The sequence below is a fragment of the Pedobacter sp. ISL-64 genome, assembly GCF_018613605.1.
GTDB lineage: Bacteria > Bacteroidota > Bacteroidia > Sphingobacteriales > Sphingobacteriaceae > Pedobacter.
Window position 1 is genome coordinate 51,108 of sequence record NZ_JAGGPU010000022.1, and the last position, 15,610, is coordinate 66,717.

14 protein-coding genes are annotated in these 15,610 nt (G+C 35.6%); 9 read left to right on the top strand and 5 right to left on the bottom strand.

The genetic code is table 11. The features are described 5' to 3' along the window. Positions 1 to 23: 23 nt before the first annotated feature. From J7E57_RS23670 to J7E57_RS23700, 7 genes are all read left to right on the top strand, one after another. The gene (locus J7E57_RS23670) at positions 24 to 314 is read left to right on the top strand and encodes a hypothetical protein (protein ID WP_029277274.1); all 291 of its coding nucleotides are present in this window, start codon (positions 24 to 26) and stop codon (positions 312 to 314) included. 33 nt (positions 315 to 347) lie between these two features. Next, positions 348 to 638 (top strand): cell division protein ZapA, encoded by a 291-nt coding sequence (locus J7E57_RS23675; protein WP_029277272.1) that lies wholly within the window; start codon positions 348 to 350, stop codon positions 636 to 638. 294 nt (positions 639 to 932) lie between these two features. Then, positions 933 to 2,504, top strand: a complete 1,572-nt coding sequence (gene rny, locus J7E57_RS23680; protein ID WP_215129290.1) for a ribonuclease Y — start codon at positions 933 to 935, stop codon at positions 2,502 to 2,504. A 186-nt stretch (positions 2,505 to 2,690) separates the two neighbouring features. Beyond that, positions 2,691 to 3,206, top strand: a complete 516-nt coding sequence (locus J7E57_RS23685; protein ID WP_215129292.1) for a DUF962 domain-containing protein — start codon at positions 2,691 to 2,693, stop codon at positions 3,204 to 3,206. A 111-nt stretch (positions 3,207 to 3,317) separates the two neighbouring features. Next, positions 3,318 to 6,110, top strand: a complete 2,793-nt coding sequence (locus tag J7E57_RS23690; RefSeq protein WP_215129294.1) for a TonB-dependent receptor — start codon at positions 3,318 to 3,320, stop codon at positions 6,108 to 6,110. 78 nt (positions 6,111 to 6,188) lie between these two features. Next, complete coding sequence (locus tag J7E57_RS23695) at positions 6,189 to 7,553, top strand: hypothetical protein (protein ID WP_215129296.1); 1,365 nt, start codon at positions 6,189 to 6,191, stop codon at positions 7,551 to 7,553. Between the two features lie 121 nt (positions 7,554 to 7,674). Further along, entirely contained in the window at positions 7,675 to 8,847 is a 1,173-nt protein-coding gene (locus tag J7E57_RS23700) for a M57 family metalloprotease (protein ID WP_215129298.1), read from the top strand. 109 nt (positions 8,848 to 8,956) lie between these two features. Here the strand turns inward: J7E57_RS23700 and J7E57_RS23705 are convergent, their stop codons facing one another. Then, positions 8,957 to 9,262 (bottom strand): hypothetical protein, encoded by a 306-nt coding sequence (locus J7E57_RS23705; RefSeq protein WP_215129300.1) that lies wholly within the window; start codon positions 9,260 to 9,262, stop codon positions 8,957 to 8,959. Positions 9,263 to 9,410: 148 nt separating this feature from the next. On the opposite strand from J7E57_RS23705, the gene J7E57_RS23710 reads away from it, so the two are divergent. Next, positions 9,411 to 9,563 carry a hypothetical protein gene (locus J7E57_RS23710; protein ID WP_215129302.1) on the top strand — a complete coding sequence of 51 codons (153 nt, stop codon included), beginning with the start codon at positions 9,411 to 9,413 and terminating at the stop codon, positions 9,561 to 9,563. On the opposite strand, the gene J7E57_RS23715 is transcribed toward J7E57_RS23710, so the two are convergent. The 4 genes from J7E57_RS23715 to J7E57_RS23730 all read right to left on the bottom strand — a co-directional run bounded on the left by J7E57_RS23715 (position 9,560) and on the right by J7E57_RS23730 (position 14,180). Continuing rightward, entirely contained in the window at positions 9,560 to 9,835 is a 276-nt protein-coding gene (locus J7E57_RS23715) for a hypothetical protein (protein ID WP_116250017.1), read from the bottom strand. The genes J7E57_RS23710 and J7E57_RS23715 overlap by 4 nt on opposite strands. A gap of 115 nt (positions 9,836 to 9,950) precedes the next feature. After that, the gene (locus tag J7E57_RS23720) at positions 9,951 to 11,102 is read right to left on the bottom strand and encodes a hypothetical protein (protein ID WP_215129304.1); all 1,152 of its coding nucleotides are present in this window, start codon (positions 11,100 to 11,102) and stop codon (positions 9,951 to 9,953) included. Between the two features lie 181 nt (positions 11,103 to 11,283). Next, positions 11,284 to 12,090 carry a lysophospholipid acyltransferase family protein gene (locus tag J7E57_RS23725; protein ID WP_215129306.1) on the bottom strand — a complete coding sequence of 269 codons (807 nt, stop codon included), beginning with the start codon at positions 12,088 to 12,090 and terminating at the stop codon, positions 11,284 to 11,286. A 338-nt stretch (positions 12,091 to 12,428) separates the two neighbouring features. After that, positions 12,429 to 14,180: a lysophospholipid acyltransferase family protein gene (locus J7E57_RS23730; protein WP_215129308.1), complete on the bottom strand. Its 1,752-nt coding sequence runs from the start codon at positions 14,178 to 14,180 to the stop codon at positions 12,429 to 12,431. A 95-nt stretch (positions 14,181 to 14,275) separates the two neighbouring features. Between J7E57_RS23730 and J7E57_RS23735 the strand changes: the two genes are divergently transcribed. Further along, complete coding sequence (locus J7E57_RS23735; RefSeq protein ID WP_215129311.1) at positions 14,276 to 15,169, top strand: ComEA family DNA-binding protein; 894 nt, start codon at positions 14,276 to 14,278, stop codon at positions 15,167 to 15,169. Positions 15,170 to 15,610 lie beyond the last annotated feature (441 nt).

Here is a 15,610-nt window from a genome sequence, read left to right on the forward strand (position 1 = left end):
TTCGTATTTTTAGAAATAAATTCATGACTTCTGTTGCAGATCAATTAGATAAGGTATTACAAAAAACGGCTCAGGTATTAGAGCTATGTAATGCGCTACAGGAAGAAAATGATTTATTAAAGCTTGAAAATCAATCGTTAAAAGTAGCACTCGATACAGCGAAAGGCAAAAATGTAGAACTTGATGAAAAATTAAGGGTTACAAAATTGGCTAAAAGTATAGAGGGAACAAGCGAAAAATCGCTTGACATTAAACAAAAAATTAACGATTTTGTGCGGGAGATTGATAAAAGTATTGCATTATTAAAAAAATAATGATGCAGAGAAATCAGAAACTAAGCTAAACAAATGGGAGAAATCTCGATTAAAATAACCATTTCCGACCGTATTTATCCACTAAAGGTGAATATGGAAGAGGAAGAAATTGTGAGACGGGCAGCAAAAATGATCAATGAGCGCATAAAAGATTATCAAGATAATTATGCGGTTAGAGATAAGCAGGATCTTCTTTCTATGGCAGTATTACACTATGCAACAGCCGTATTAAGAACAGAAAATAAAGTACAAAATCAGGATACTGCTGTTGCTGATAAAGTTGAAGAATTGGATGTTTTACTCAGTAATTTCTTTTCAAAATAAGGTTCGTTCTTTCGGCGATTCGTCACTCTGAACTTGTTTCAGAGCCTATTTAATTAGATCCTAAAATAAATTTAGGATGACGACGCGAATATTAGCATAAAAACATAGCCGCGGCTAGTTTTTGAGTTTCAAATTTTATAAAACTTAACACTTCAATATCTATAGGGTTAAGAGGGCGTATTTCATCTGCTATGGCACCTGAAAATGGCTTAAACCCTAATTATGCTTAGTTGAGGTTTAAAATGTATGAGACTTTAAAAATTAGTTGCGGTTTTTTTTTACTTAAAAAACAAAATGGAAATAGTTGAAATATTAGGATACGTATTTGCCGTAATAGCGGGTATTGCTATCGGAGTGGTGGTAGGAAGATTCCTACTGCGTAACTTGCTTAAACAGCAGGAAGTTGCCGCACAAAGCAAAGTGAAAAAGATTTTAAAAGATGCAGAAAACAATGCAGAGATCTTAAAAAAGAATAAACTTTTAGAAGCAAAAGAAAAGTTTTTGCAAATGAAAGCGGAGCATGAGCAAGAAGTGAATGCCAAAAATAATAACATTAACCAACGCGAAAATACCATGAAGCAGAAAGAGCAATCGGTAAACCAGCGCATGGAAAATTTCAATAAAAAAGAACAAGAACTCGATAAGCAAAAAAGCGTTTTAGAAAAACAGACCGAAATTGCCGTTAAAAAGCAAGAAGAAGTTGAGGTTTTAAAAAACCAGCACCTCACGCAATTGGAAACCATTGCAGGTTTATCTGCAGAAGAGGCTAAAAACCAGTTGGTAGAAAACTTAAAAGAAGTTGCCCGTACACAGGCCATGATCCAGATTAAGGATATTGTTGATGAGGCAAAACTTACAGCAAGTAAAGAAGCCAAAAAAGTGGTTATCCAAACCATTCAGCGTACTGCTACTGAAGCTGCAATTGAAAATTCGGTATCTATTTTCCATATTGAAAGCGATGAGATTAAAGGTCGTGTTATTGGTAGAGAGGGTAGAAACATCCGTGCTTTAGAAGCTGCTACCGGTATTGAGATTATTGTTGATGATACACCAGAAGCAATTATTTTATCAGGTTTCGATCCGGTAAGAAGAGAAATTGCCCGTTTGGCTTTACACCGCTTGGTAACAGATGGGCGTATCCACCCGGCCCGTATCGAGGAAATTGTAGCGAAAACCAAAAAACAGATCGAAGACGAAATTGTAGAGATTGGTGAGCGTACAGTAATCGATTTAGGTATCCATGGTTTACACCCTGAGTTAATCCGTATGGTTGGCCGTATGCGTTACCGTTCATCTTACGGACAAAACTTGTTACATCACTCTCGTGAGGTGGCTAATTTCTGTGCGACGATGGCTGCCGAATTGGGCTTAAATGCTAAAATGGCTAAACGTGCAGGTTTATTACACGATATAGGTAAAGTGCCTGATGATAACCCTGAATTGCCACACGCAATTTTAGGTATGCAATTGGCCGAGAAATATAAAGAGCACCCTGAAATCTGTAATGCTATTGGTGCCCACCACGATGAAATTGAGATGACTTCAATGATCTCTCCAATCGTACAGGCTTGTGATGCAATCTCTGGTGCGCGTCCAGGTGCACGTCGTGAGGTGGTAGAAAGTTATATTAAACGCCTTAAAGATTTAGAAGAACTGGCTTTATCTTACCCTGGTGTAGAAAAAACCTTTGCAATTCAGGCTGGTAGAGAATTACGCGTGATTGTAGAAAGTGAACGTATTACTGATGCACAGGCAGAACTTTTAGCTGCAGATATTTCAACCCGTATTCAAACCGAAATGACCTATCCAGGTCAGATTAAGGTTACCGTAATTAGAGAAACCCGTTCTGTAGCATTTGCAAAATAGATTAAATCGTCATCCTGAACTTGTTTCAGGATCTAATTACAGAAAGATTATCTAGCCTCTGTTCGTGTCTCACGAAACAAAATGTAGAAAAGGTTCACTTGCCTCGGTTCGTGTCCTCACGAAACGAAATGAGTGAAACAAAATATAAGCGATGGATATTCCATCGCTTTTTTTTATTTTTACATAATGAGCAAGCCAACCATAACAATCGAACCCAAACGGTCAGTAGATATACTTTTTGATAAGTATGCCGAAAGTCATCAGAATCCAACCAACAAGCTGGTGCACTGGATCTGTGTTCCGTTAATTGTGTTCAGCTTACTGGGTTTGATCTGGCAGATCCCTTTTCCGCATATCGGTTTTTTAGGAAGTTATAATGGTTTTTTTAACTGGGCATCTTTTCTATTGGCCTTTAGTTTGTATTATTATTTTACACTTTCGCCGGTATTGTTTTTTTTGATGATCTGGGTGGTGGGTTTAATGAGTTACATCATCGTAAAGATTGAGCAAGCGGTGGGCTTAGGGAGCGGAACGGCCTATGCCATTTATGCAGCAATATTTGTTGCCGCCTGGATTGGTCAGTTTATCGGACATAAAATTGAGGGGAAAAAACCTTCATTCCTTGATGATGTTAAGTTCTTGTTAATAGGTCCGATCTGGTTATTGCACTTCATTTGCAGGAAAGTGGGTATTCGTTACTGATTCGAAAAGTGATTAACATTCAGTTAACCTTAAGGTAAAGTAATATTAATTAATACCTAACTTGCAGTTAACACTGTGGTAATACTTTTGCCCTTATCAAATAAAGGCAAATTGGACTTACTAAACTCTTTTAAAAGAGCGGCACTCACTGTGTTCGCTTTAACGATCAGCATACTTGCGTATGCGCAAACAGGAAAAATTTCTGGAACGGTTACCGATAAAAAAACGGGTGAAACCTTAATTGGGGTAACGGTTAAAATAGCTGGTACTACAAAAGGTGTTTCTACCGATATAGAAGGAAGGTACGCTATTGGTGGATTAACTGCTGGAAAATATACCTTGAATTTATCTTATGTAGGTTACACATCAAAGAATGTAAGCGACATTCAGGTTTCAGGTAATCAGTCAACTATTGTAAACTTAATTTTAGAAGAAGCGGGGGGGGCAAATTTAGGTGATGTAACAATCACAGCCTCAGTTAAACAAGAATCTGTGAATTCTTTGTATGCTTCGCAAAAAAATAGCACTCGTATCTCAAGTGGTATAACTGCAGATCAAATTAGAAAATCTCCCGATAAAAATACTTCTGAAGTTTTAAAAAGGGTAAGTGGCGCTAGTATTCAAGACGGAAAGTTTCTAGTTATTAGAGGTTTATCTGATCGTTATAATGTTGCGTTAATCAATAATTCCTTGTTACCCAGTACGGAGCCTGATAAACGAGCATTCTCTTTTGATATTATACCTTCTAATATGATTGATAAGATCGTGATTAACAAAACTGCAACCCCCGATTTACCAGGAGATTTTGCTGGCGGTGTTACGCAAGTGGTCACAAAAGACATACCTGATAGTAAATTCATCAACTTTGCTGTTTCAACAGGATATAATACCCAATCGACTTTTAAAGATTTTTATTCGAACGAAAGGAACAGTACTGACTTTTTAGGGTTTGATGATGGAACCAGAAGTTTGCCGACAAATTTTCCTAGTACCAGGAGTGCGTATAATGGAGGGTCAACAAACCTTAGGATAGCCAATTCGAAATTGTTTCCTAATCTTTATGCTGAAAGAAAATATACCGCTTTACCTTTGCAAAATTATCAATTTACTTGGGGAAATGTTGCTAAGTTCAAGAACGAAGGAACCTTCGGTAGTATTATTTCGTTAAATTATAGAAGAGAGCAAAATAAGAGAATTGCAGAACGAGAGGCTTTCGATGGTATCAACTTTATAAATAAATATCAAGATTTAAATTATAGATACAATGTAGCTTTGGGTGGACTTGCTAACTTTTCATATAAAATTAGGAAGAATAAAATTTCATTAAAAAACTTATTTAATCAATCATTCGAAGATAGTTACATAAACAGAAATGGGTTTATAAATCAAAATACTGATATCAGATATACCTCTTCAGAGGTAAATCAGAAATCACTATTAAGTTCTCAATTAGAGGGCGAGCATCAGTTGGGTGAGAAAAACATTAAGCTAGAATGGAATTTAAACTATGCTTTAATTAAAAGAGAACAGCCAGATTTACGGACAATTATGTATGGTAGTATTCAAAATTCGAACTCACCATTTAGTTTAATTGATGATAATACCAAAAGATTTTTCTCTGATTTGAATGAGAATAATTATGGTGGAAGTGCTTCACTTAGTCTTCCCGTTAACGTTTTTAATAAAAAAGGTACATTCAAATTTGGTGGTTTGAAACAAGTAAGGGATAGAGATTTTAATGCTAGAATTTTCCTGTATACTCCAGCTAGCTCTAGTGAATTTGATGCAAATAAATTAATTCTTCCAAAAGAAACTATATTCAGTACAAATAATATCTCCAGAGATGGATTTGTGCTGGATGAGATCACTAACAATCAAGATAGTTATACAGGGAAAACAGATTTAAATGCAGGTTACCTGATGTTGGATCAAGCACTTGCTGAAAAAGTGCGTTTAATTCTAGGAGCAAGAGTTGAAGGTTATAAACAAACTATTGATGCTCTGAATAGTACAGGACAAAAAAGATCTTATGAGAAAGACTTTTTTGATGTACTTCCTTCATTAAATTTGACATATAGTTTAAATGAAAAGTCTAATTTCAGGCTTTCTGGTTCAAGAACTATAACCAGACCAGAATTAAGAGAATTGGCGCCTTTCGTATTCGTCAATCAGGAAGAAGGTGTTCAAATTGGTGGAAACCCTGATCTAGTAAGAAGTCAAAATACCAATGCAGATATTCGGTATGAATATTATCCTTCTCCAGGTGAGGCATTTACTTTCTCCGTTTTTTATAAAAATTTCCAGAATCCGATTGAACAAGTCACAGATGGTTCTTCAACGGCTGACAATTTAAAGTTCAGTTATCAAAATGCTGATAAGGCATATACATATGGCTTTGAGTTAGACATTCGTAAGAAACTTACTTTCTTGTTTGACGCTAAATGGTTAGAGAACTTAATTGCATTTGCAAACTTTACATACTTGAAATCTGAAGTTCGATCGAGTATCCCTGGTTTCCAAACAAGACAACTACAAGGTTTGTCACCTTTTTTGATTAATGCAGGTATACAGTATAATTCACCTGAAACTGGTTTGTCATTCAATGTGCTTTATAATAGAATTGGTGATAGAATTGGTAAGGTTGGTAACGAATCTGTGCCAAATATCTATGAGAAAGGAAGAGATGTTATAGATTTTCAAATCTCTAAAAAAGTGCTAAAAAACAAAGGTGAGATTAAGCTGAATGTTTCAGATATTCTTAACCAATCAAATGTATCTTTCTTAAACTTCGGGCCAAATAATAAGACCTATAATAGAGCTGATGATGCTATCTATTACAGCTACAAAAGCGGTACGAATTTTACAATAGGATTTAGTTATAACATCGATTTTAAAAATAAATAATTAATTAACAATAACTTAATCTGTGTTTTGCTTTGTGTTAAAAGTATCCAGGTTAATTTGCTTAAACAAAATTTGAACATGAAAAATTTTAAAGTATTATTGGCATCGTTATCAATTTTAGCTGTAACAATGTCTGCTTGTAAGAAAAACGATGGCGACCCGATAGTAGAGGAGCCGGCTGCGCCAGAAACAATCCCTAGTAACGTAACTGCAAATAAAACATTAACTGCAGATAGAGTTTGGATATTAAAGGGCGAAACCCATGTACAAAGTGGTGCAGTGCTTACAGTAGAGGCTGGAACTGTTATAAAGAGTGATGTATCTTCAAAAGGAGCATTAGTAATTGATAAAGGAGCTAGAATTGAGGCTGTGGGTACTGTAGACAAACCAATCGTGTTTACTTCTGGTAGAGCAGCAGGTGATAGAAATCCAGGTGACTGGGCAGGTATTACAATTATCGGTAATGCGCCTACTAACAGAACTTCAGTATCTAATGTTGAAGGTGGAGTATCGGGCACATTTGGTTTAGGTACAGTAGTAAACGATAACTCTGGTACAATAAAATATGTACGTATTGAATATGCTGGTATTGCCTTTAGCGCTAACAGTGAGGTAAATGCACTTAGTTTATATGCGGTAGGAAACGGAACAACCCTAGATCATATTCAGGTATCATATGCAAAAGATGATGCTTTCGAATTCTTCGGTGGAACTGTTAACGGAAAGTATTTAATTGCTTATGGTACGTCTGATGATGATTTCGACTTTGATTTCGGTTACTCTGGAAAAATCCAGTTTGCTGTAAGTTATAAATTGGCTAATTATTTTGACGCTGCCGATCAAAGTAATGGTATTGAGTGTGACAATGAAGCAACTATTCCAACAACTGGCCCATCAACGCCAAGAACTAAGCCGGTATTATCTAATTTTACATTTGTTGGTACCAATGGTAACGATAATGCCGCCTCTACAAATAACTTTGCTGCACGTTTCAGAAGAGCTGCTCAGTTTGCATTAAACAACTCAATTTTATTAGGGTATAAAGCTGCTGGTTTCTCAATTGAGTCTTCACAAACTGCTACTGATTATGTTTCTGGAGCTGCTACATTTAAAAATAATTTAGTGCATGCGGTAGCTAATCCATATCAATCTTTTGATGCAAGTGCACAAGGCGTAATTACATCCGCTGCAATCAAAACAAAGGCAGAAACAGAGGGTAATGTAACTTTAGCAGCTGTTACAGATGCAGGTTTAAAAGCCCCATTAACCGCTACAGCTCCAGACTTAATTCCTAATGCTGGTTCTGCTGCTTTAGCTGGAACATGGGTAAGCCCAGATGGCTCTTCATTCTTCACGGCAGTGACTTACAGAGGTGCTTTCAGTGCAACTGATAACTGGACAACTGGCTGGACAAACTTTAACCCAGGTGCTAAAGTTTACTAAAAAGAAATTCTTATAACTGAAAGCCGAAGTTTTACTTCGGCTTTTTTTGTTGAATAAATTTAATAATCATTTGTTAATTACTTAACAATGAGAGGCTTATTTTAGGTGTATATACATAAATATGAAAAGAACATCTATTTTAAGCTCATTCTCAAGGATTGTGTGCTTTCTCCTTTTAATGTTAACAATAACAATTTTCTCTTGTAAGAAATCGGCGGAACTGGATATTGCTCAAGATTCTACTATTAATATTGATCCGTCCATAATTGCAAAAATTAAGGCATTAGGTTTTCAAACAAAAGGTATTACAGAATTTCAGGAATATTATATAGTTGAAGGCGATATAATGATTTCAAAAGAATCTTTGTCATCAACAAAGAGTCCAGAAAAATTGATGGGTGTTGGTGGCAGAATATCGCAGGCTAGCACAAATAATTTAATTAGTAGCATTAGTAACCATAACATAAATATATCTGTTGATGCCTCAATATATGGAGACATTACTTGGTATAATGCACTAAAGAAGGCAGTAACGGTTTGGAATAGTACCTCAAATAGTAATGTTAAACTTAATTTAATCTATACATCGCTAACTGATTATTCATTAGATCCAACTAATATTGATATCGTTATTAAAGATGATAATAATCAACTAGGTTCTGATGAGGTAGCAAGGGCAAAGTTTCCTACTGATGATAATAAACCAGGTAATTTAATTTTAATTAACCGTAATGTTAAAATCCCCTTTACCGATAATTATTTAAATGATGGACAGGCTGCTTGGAATGTGATTCATGAAATCGGTCATTGCTTAGGTTTGAGACACACTAACTGGCAAACCAATGATCCACCAACTTCAATTGGAGAAAATTTAATTGCTGGTACGCCAACATCTGATCCAAATTCAGTAATGAATGGTAGCACAGGTTTAAGTGATTATAGTGCTTACACATATCCATTGTTACCTTCTAATTATGATGCTATCGCCATCAGTATATTATATCCAGTTAATAATGGTAGCTTAGTGGTACCTTATATTTCTGGTAACAAATATTTCTCACCTTATGGTGAAGATTATTTTAAGATGAGTTATCTAGCGCAAGGGGTAAGTTACCATTGGAGGGCTATTGGTATAAATGGTACTGTATATGACGAAACCATAGGGACTTTTACAACAGAAACAACTCCAGGAATAGGCTTCCCTGCTTCTGGTAATTATCAGTTACAATGTACCGTTTCTGGTGGCAAGTATACAACACCAGTAACGGCAACAAAAAATATTGTTGTTCAGTAATTCTGTTGGTGAAATCTATCAGTTCGCTAATAAGTTTGACTATTGTTTAAAAGAAATAAAGCGGGTGTTCTCCATTATGGTGAACACCCGCTTTATTTTATAATCGTATTTATACTGCCTCTTTAACCTCTTCTTTTGCTTTCTTTGCTACAGCAGGTTTAGCAGCTTTTGCCTTCGGAGTTGCAGGAGTAACTTGCTCTTCTTTGATATATGGCGTTATAGAATCATCTTGAGTGGAGAAAGTAATTTTTTTAGTTAATTGCTTTGCAAATTTTTCGATTACTTTATCGGCTTTTTTTGCTTTGCCATACTGGATAACCAATTCGTTAAATGCAAGGGCTAATTTCGATTCTAATTCTTTGCGTAGTTTTTTGCTTGTCGAATGACTTTTCGACTTGGATTTGTTCTTTTTCATCTAAAACTTATGGGTTTTCCCAAAGATAGAGAATCGGAAAGTTAAATTAATATTATGATTATGTTAACACATAACTAGCTGCTTAACATATAAAATATTTCTCATAACTTAGGTTAAATCACATAGGTTAGAATTTAATCGAACGAATATGAATTATCCAATATTAATCGGTGTTGCGGTTCTGGTCATCATTTTAATTGCCTACCTGATCAAAAGAAACCAAAAAGACAAAAAGGAATTTGAAGAAGAGGTAATCCAGTCTGAACTTCCACCTGAGAAAGATGATAAAGAAAATAACTAAAAAGTACTTCCTGGTGCTATATCGCCGCCCAGATCTAATGTATTCTGGAAACCTTCCAGGTATTGAAGTAAATGCCGTTCAGCATTTGCATAAGAAGTAAATGTTGATGCGGGTTCATAAGCATCAGAATCAGTTTTGCTTTTGTAAAATGAACTGATTTTGAAAACGAAAACTTTGCCATCGTTAATCGGCGACATAATTCTAGCCTTTATAGCGTGACCGTTCACCTCAACAAAAAATTCCTTTAAAACGGTATAGATAATAGCAGACATAGACAAGGTTTTAGATTTAACTCAATATGAGAAATCTAAATTACCTTAAATAGCTAATGAATCAACCTGTTGTTGATAAAATAACGATTTTTTAACATTAATTTAATACAAGGGCTTATTTCTTAGGCTCATATGCATAAACCACTTCGTATTTACTGTTCTTGAAATTTGAAGAAAGTTGTCCGATTTTTAGATTCTGCGCCTGGGGTGTAGGCTCGCAGTACGAGTACTTCTTACCTTTATAAGTAACCGGTTCGCCAATTGGTTTGTCGAACTGTACGGCAATAGTTAAATGTTTAGGGTATAACAGGGCAATCATCGGCAGATTATATATTTCCTTTACCAAATAGAAAAATAGTGCGGCCCGGTCATCGCAATCGCTGTAGGTGCTTAATAATGTTTGTTCAGGCGAGAATCGTTTTTCCTTACCAAAATTTTCACCGTCATCTTCGTATAAAAAACCATATCGGGTAAACCTCATCAGGTAATCGACGCCTTTTTTCTGATCCATGTGTTTCAGGTTTTCTTTCAAGGTGGGAATAAGAGAGCTATATGTTTCTCTGCTTAAGGGAATATTAAAATAACTCTCAAAATCGACTACCGGATAGTTTTTGAAAATGGTTTGTATATCTTCATTAACTTTTAGCTTAAAATGATGAATTTTTTGACGGTAGCTAAATTCGATATCTTTTTCCTGATAACTTTCTGGTTTAAAATCGGGCATTCGGGTAACCTTATAAGAGAAAGCACTTTTAGCCTCTGGAATTAAAATTTTAACAGGTTTGTAAGCATCGGCCTGCTTAAACAGTTTGCCATAATCGTGATAATTTAAGCACATAAACTTTTTATCGTCAATCATAAAAAACGGAATATCGCTGATATCCTCTTCATTTCTTACATAAAAGATAACCTGATCGTTACCTACAGCTAACCTTGCATCGTAGCCGCATTTACTCAGTAAAAACCATTTATATAAAGTATAGCCAAAATAATTATCTGCTTTCGGACTAATCTGTTCGGCTGTTTTTCGGATCAGTTGATAATAAATCCAATCGTTTAAATTATATTTTTTCTGGTATTTTTCTAAAGACGAGATTAGAGGTGCGTATTGACCAGAAGAGATGCGGCTGTAAAAGTTTGAAACGGCTGATGTAGTTGCTGTTTTTGGTATTGGAAAAACGACTGAAGAGTCGATGCTAAAGTTGAAAGTTCCATCATAAAAATCGAAAGAATAATTCTGTCCCTTCGAGATAACGGTATTCATCATCAGGCAAACGAACAAAATGGTCCTCAAAATATATGTGTAACTCCCTCTTTTCAAACCGCTCGATATTTGGTTACATTAAATTTACCTATTATTAACATAAAAGCAACAATTTCTTTATGTAAACAATGAGGTGGTGCTTAATGGGAAATTAACATTGTATTTTTATGAATTTCGGATCAGCTTACTTTTTTAGGGCATAAAGTCCCTTTCTTAAATGTTTTAAAAGCGAGGTATTACAATCCTTACAGTCTATTTCTTTCAAATGAATGGGTTTGCCGATACTGATTTTTAACTGGTGACCATTTTTGTTGAATAACTCTGAAATCAGCTTTGCTGTTTGTAACGAAGGGTGTATAAATTTCAGCAGGCTAAAAAAGATACCATTATTGCCATGAAAATATACAGGTAGTATGGGTACATTGGCTTTGGAGATGATTTTCCCAACCACGGGATGCCATTCGCGGTCGGTAATCTGATTTTTCCTGAATTTATAAGAAGAAACTTCGCCTGCCGGAAAAATAGCAACAGGACTACCATCTTTTAAAACTTTTAAAGTTGTTTTTAATCCGCTAATACTTGATGAATCCTGAACTTTTTCGAACGGATTTACCGCGATAATGCATTTCTCAAGATTTGGAATTTTCTTTAACAGAAAATTCCCCATAAACATCGTGTCAGGTCGGTGAATGGCAAGTGTACTTAATAGTGCCAATGATTCTATGGCACCGTAGGGGTGGTTTGCAATCGCAATAAATGCACCCTCTTTTGGGATGTTGGCCAAATCTTCATCACTGATCTGAATCGTAACGCCCAGAACATCCAGAATATGATTGGCGAATTTTTCCCCTTCTAAGGTATTCGCATCTCTAATAATTCCATTGAAGTCATTAATCTTCAAGAACTTCATTAAAAAGGAAGCAAGACCAGGGATCGGAATATTACAAATGCCTGTTGCCTTTGAAAAATTCTCTTTAGAAATGACTGTCATAATTATAGTTCAAAATCGATTCCATTAGGGAAGCAACTTGATAAATGATTTTTTATTTGAGCTAAATATAAGGGCGGGAAACATTCTGTCCTCACGAAGAAGAATGTTTATCATAGCTCATACAGAGTACCTAAAGATAATGGAATAATATGAACAACAGCGTATAATCGATTAAGAAGTTGTAAGGAAGAAAATTCTATAAATAATATTTCATTAACACCAATTTAACAGGGCAAACCTACTTTTGTGGCATAAATATTTGGTTAGTATTTATAAAGTTTAGGTTAGTTGATAATAAAAAACCCAGATGGATGTCTGGGTTTTTTTATGGAATTCATTTATAGATTCTTGCCGAGCTTTTCGAGCATTTCTGGTGGGATATTGTGCGTATCAACCACCAGGAAGCCATCTAAACAATCAGAAAACTTAGGGTCGATATTGAATGAGATAATCTTTGCATTCAGGTTCATATACTGCCTCAACAATACTGGTATTTTAATATGTGAATTTTCAATGTCTCCGATTATACTGTCTAAATCTTTGAATGATTCGCTGCTATCTACCAAGGTATCGGTAGAAATAGGTAATAAATCGGCTTTGAATTTGTTTCGGGGCTTAACATATTTAGCCAACTCATAATCGAAATGGTTTTTGGTAATATAATCTACAATTAAGGCCTTGCTAAATTTAGAAAAGTTGTTGCTAATACTCACTGGCCCGAACATGTAACGGTATTGTGGATTGTCGATCAGATACTTTAAAATGCCTTTCCAAAGCAAAAACAATGGAAGTGGTTTACCCTGGTATTCTTTTCTGATCCACGATCTGCCCAGCTCGATCCCTTGTCTCAACATCGGGTAGAACTGATCTTTCATTTTGAACAACTCTGAAAGGTAGAAACCACGGCGGCCCATGCTTTCTAAAATTTCATCCCCTTTACCAATCCGGTAGGCACCTACAATATTTTCTAAATCCTTATCCCAAATAAATAAGTGGTTATAGTAGATATCATAATTATCAAGATCGATTTTTTTGTTGGTTCCTTCACCAACCTCGCGGAAAGTAATTTCACGTAAACGGCCAATTTCTCTTAAAATATTTGGGATTTTTAAAGTCGGAACAATGTATACTTCGTAATTTTTCTCCGTCCAAACCTTGAAATCTTCTAGGAGCGTTACCTCATTTTTAATTAAAAGCCTCGAAGCTTCTTCAATTACCTCAGCAGGTTTCTTTTTAATTTTGAATAAGTTTAGTGGATTAAAGAGTTTTTTCTCTGTATCTAAGCCAACACCAAGTGCATACGTACGGGCCCTTAAAAAGTCCATCAGTTTATTGCTGCTGTTCATATGCGAAATTTCAGATACGGCTATTGGTTTACCAACCCGTACCTTAATGGTGCGCCCATGTTTATTTAAAAACTCCGAAGGTAGTTTTGCTGTACGCAGGGTAGGGTGGATGAAGCTTAAAATGTTAAAGAAAACACCGTTATTGCCGTGAAAATAAATAGGTACAACAGGCACTTTTGCTTTAGCAATCAGTTTTCCAACAACAGGATGCCACATCCTATCGGTTACCTGCTGGGCATCCAACTTAAAGGTAGAAACCTCTCCTGCAGGGAAAATGCCAATCGGAACCCCGTTTCTAAGTAGATCAAAAGTAGTTTTTAAACCACTGATGCTCGATGTATGTTGAACGTTTTCGAAAGGGTTAACAGCAACAAAAAATTCATCAAGGTTTGGTATTTTTTTCAAAATGAAGTTGACCATCACCTTGGCATCTGGCCTAACCGTACACAATAGTTTAACTAAAGCCAAACCTTCTACACCACCATAAGGGTGATTTGCAATAGCAATAAAAGGGCCTGTTTTTGGAATACTATTTAAATCATCATCATCAAATTCTATAGAAACGCCAATGGTTTCTAATATCTTGTCTACAAATTCTAAGCCTTTAAAGTGTTGATTTTGAGCGAATACGTCGTTGATGTCGTTCAGTTTCATGATCTCCATCATCAAACCTGCTAAACCCGGTACACCTAGCTTATCTATCTTCGTTGCTTTTGCAAACTCAGATGTAGTTATGATCTTCATATAAAATTCTTAGATTGTTGATAGGCAAAACCTGTTCTGTTTTGCAATTCCAAAAATAAGATTTATATTTATAATACACATGTCATATCGCATCAATGAGAATTTGGCTCAACAAAAATTTTGGTGTTAGCAAAAGTGAATTTAATGGATTGCTATTTCTAGTCTTTATTATTATTGTAATTAAGGCAACACCTATTATATATGGCTATTATCGGCCCGTTTCAAATGATGGTTCAAATCTTTTAGCACAAATTCAGAAGATAACCATAACAGATCGGGCACATGTCAATACCATTCGTGATCGGATTGAAAATTCAAATCCCGAAAAAACGGTTAAACTTTTCAAATTCAATCCCAACACTTTAGATGCACAGGGTTGGCAAACTTTAGGTTTATCAGCAAAACAGGCACAATCGGTTATGAATTATACCGCTAAGGGCGGCAAATTTTACAAAGCCGAAGATCTTCAGAAAATGTATACCATTTCGCCAGAAATGTATAAAAAGATATTGCCTTATGTTAACATACCCGATCAGCCCATCAATACCTCAAGAAAATATGCACCTTTCGATAAATACGCTAAAAAAACTTTAGTAATCGTCGATATTAATAAAGCCGATTCTGCACAATTGGATGAGATAAAAGGTATTGGCGGAACTTTTGCGCTTAGAATTATTAAATACCGTGAACGTTTAGGTGGTTTTTACAAGAAAGAGCAGCTTCTCGAAGTTTATGGATTAGATTCTAATAAGTATGCCGAAATTAAAGATCAGATTGAAATCAGTAATGCCCCATTAAAAACAATAAATATAAATACAGCAACGTTTGACGATTTAAAGCGGAATCCATACCTTTCTTACAAGCAGATTAATGCCATTATTCAATACCGTAAGCAGCATGGTAATTATTCCGGCATATCTGATCTGAAGAAGATTGTGCTCCTAAACCAGCAGGTTATAGATAAAATTATCCCTTATATTTCTTTTTAGAAGGAATATTATTTTTGGTTTTGAAAAGCAAAACCTGTATTTCATAAGAACATTTGTTCCTGCTCTTTGCTTTACTCCGTTGCACTCCGTGTTCGCTCCGATCAGGTTTAGGAACACAAAACAGTGCTTTAAACCCCAAAGAAAATTTTGAAGGCATATATTATTCCTGCAACATGCAGCCCTAAATCTTATTACCGGCCGCGCCACCTAAACCCGATCAAAGCGGGATGCCACCGATTTCTTCAATCGGGGCAGAAGCGGGAGCGGGACTGCATTATCCTAAATGCCAAGAACCTGCTTTCCAAAAAAAACAAATATTTATTTTTGGCTTTGAAAAAGCAAAACCTGTATTTCATAGGAACATTTGTCCCTGCTCTTTGCTTTACTCCGTTGCATTCCGTGTTCGCTCCGATCAGGTTTAGGAACACAAAACAGGGCGTT

What these genes read in the sequence shown, in the direction of transcription:
- J7E57_RS23670 (WP_029277274.1), top strand. Translation starts at nt 24, where the DNA reads ATGACTTCTGTTGCAGATCAATTAGATAAGGTATTACAAAAAACGGCT.
- J7E57_RS23675 (WP_029277272.1), top strand. Translation starts at nt 348, where the DNA reads ATGGGAGAAATCTCGATTAAAATAACCATTTCCGACCGTATTTATCCA.
- rny (WP_215129290.1), top strand. Translation starts at nt 933, where the DNA reads ATGGAAATAGTTGAAATATTAGGATACGTATTTGCCGTAATAGCGGGT.
- J7E57_RS23685 (WP_215129292.1), top strand. Translation starts at nt 2,691, where the DNA reads ATGAGCAAGCCAACCATAACAATCGAACCCAAACGGTCAGTAGATATA.
- J7E57_RS23695 (WP_215129296.1), top strand. Translation starts at nt 6,189, where the DNA reads ATGAAAAATTTTAAAGTATTATTGGCATCGTTATCAATTTTAGCTGTA.
- J7E57_RS23700 (WP_215129298.1), top strand. Translation starts at nt 7,675, where the DNA reads ATGAAAAGAACATCTATTTTAAGCTCATTCTCAAGGATTGTGTGCTTT.
- J7E57_RS23705 (WP_215129300.1), bottom strand. Translation starts at nt 9,262, where the DNA reads ATGAAAAAGAACAAATCCAAGTCGAAAAGTCATTCGACAAGCAAAAAA.
- J7E57_RS23710 (WP_215129302.1), top strand. Translation starts at nt 9,411, where the DNA reads ATGAATTATCCAATATTAATCGGTGTTGCGGTTCTGGTCATCATTTTA.
- J7E57_RS23715 (WP_116250017.1), bottom strand. Translation starts at nt 9,835, where the DNA reads ATGTCTGCTATTATCTATACCGTTTTAAAGGAATTTTTTGTTGAGGTG.
- J7E57_RS23720 (WP_215129304.1), bottom strand. Translation starts at nt 11,102, where the DNA reads ATGATGAATACCGTTATCTCGAAGGGACAGAATTATTCTTTCGATTTT.
- J7E57_RS23725 (WP_215129306.1), bottom strand. Translation starts at nt 12,090, where the DNA reads ATGACAGTCATTTCTAAAGAGAATTTTTCAAAGGCAACAGGCATTTGT.
- J7E57_RS23730 (WP_215129308.1), bottom strand. Translation starts at nt 14,180, where the DNA reads ATGAAGATCATAACTACATCTGAGTTTGCAAAAGCAACGAAGATAGAT.
- J7E57_RS23735 (WP_215129311.1), top strand. Translation starts at nt 14,276, where the DNA reads ATGAGAATTTGGCTCAACAAAAATTTTGGTGTTAGCAAAAGTGAATTT.